This is a genomic window from Brevundimonas sp. CURTG3B2_SDJG (assembly GCF_057364705.1).
On the sequence record NZ_JBNFOJ010000473.1, the window covers coordinates 1 to 1,390 of the forward strand.

The window sequence follows — 1,390 nt, forward strand, 5'->3', positions numbered from 1 at the left end:
GGTCAGATCCTCGGACTGCAGCGGCTCCGGCGGCGCGACCGGCTCGGCCCGTTCGGCGAAGGCCGCGCCAGCCGCCCCGGCAGCATGTCGCTGAGCACCGTATCGCGGTCCACGAATGATGCTTCAGCGCGCCCCGGCGTGCAGGGCGACCAGCACGACCGCGCCCCAGGCCATCAGGCTGTGCGCGCCCATCGCCTGGAAGGCCAGCGCCCGCCGCGCTTCCGTCGCCAGCTCCGCCACCCCCGGCAGGTGCGGCGCCGGCAGCAATCCGAACCACACCGTCGCCACGTTCAGCGCCCGGTCCAGGCCCGCGGCCCATCCGGTCGAGACATAGAGCCAGCCCGTCAGCGGCAGGGCCAGCAGCAGCCCATAGAAGGCGAACTGCGTCGCCCGCGCCAGGAACGCCTCCCAGCCCTTCATCCCTTCGGGCAGCGGCGGGGCCCGGTGCGTCAGCCGCCAGCCGATGCGCAGCGCGGTCAGCCCCAGGATGGTCAGGCCGATCGACTTGTGCAGCTGGAACACGCGATAGGCCGTCGCCTGGCTGGCGGGATCGGCGATCGCCTCGCTCATCCACCAGCCCATCGGGATCATCGCCAGGATGGCGAGCGCGGTCAGCCAGTGCAGCGCGATGGCCACGGACGAATAGCGGGCGGTCATGTCGGGACTCTCGGATACGGAACCAGGCCGCCGCGGCGGCGCGACGCGAAAGGGCGGGCTCCCGGGGAAGCCCGCCCTCTGCGTTTCGGACGGGGCCTACTGCGCCGGAGCGGCGGCGGCCGGCGCCTGCTGGATGAACTCGCCGTTGAAGCGGATCGTCGCCTCGTCGCCCAGCGGTCCGGCGGACATGCCGAAGTCCGAGCGCTTGAACGAGCCTTCCGCCTGGAAGCCGATCGCCGGACGGCCGGCCATCGGATGGCGCGCCATGTCGCCCACGAAGGTGACGTTCAGGGTCACCGGCTTGGTCTGGCCCAGGAAGGTCAGATCGCCCGTCACCTTGGCGGTGCGCGGCCCGGTCGGTTCGACCTTGGTCGAGTTGAAGCGGATGTCCTTGTGCACGTCCGCGTTCAGGAAGGCGGCGTTGCGCGCGATGTCCTCGCTCCAGCTGGCGAAGCCGGTCTGAGCGTGGGTGGCGCGATAGTCGCCGGCGTAGTGGGCGTCCACCGACTTCGGATCGATCGTCGCCGTCACGCTGGAGTTGGCCAGGTTGGCCGGGTCCAGGGTCAGTCGCGCGTCGATGGTGTTGAAGCGGGCCGTGTAGTGCGACAGGCCCAGGTGGGTGATCGACCACTCCAGCGAGGCGTGGGTCGGGTCCAGCGCATAGACCCCGCCCGGGACCTTCAGCTCGACCGGGGCGGTCGCGGCGGCGTCGGCGCCGGCGTCCGCGGCCGGC

Annotated in this window: 2 protein-coding genes; both read right to left on the reverse strand. The window is 71.8% G+C overall.

The window, feature by feature from the left end; genetic code table 11:
• Window positions 1-123: 123 nt before the first annotated feature.
• Complete coding sequence (locus AC2W7C_RS17950; protein ID WP_486002574.1) at window positions 124-657, reverse strand: cytochrome b; 534 nt, start codon at window positions 655-657, stop codon at window positions 124-126.
• A gap of 96 nt (window positions 658-753) precedes the next feature.
• Window positions 754-1,390, reverse strand: a 637-nt coding sequence (locus AC2W7C_RS17955) for a YceI family protein (protein WP_486002575.1), incomplete at its 5' end; no start/stop codon positions are given.

Coding starts and splice junctions, on each gene's coding strand:
- AC2W7C_RS17950 (WP_486002574.1), bottom strand. CDS start 657: ATGACCGCCCGCTATTCGTCCGTGGCCATCGCGCTGCACTGGCTGACC.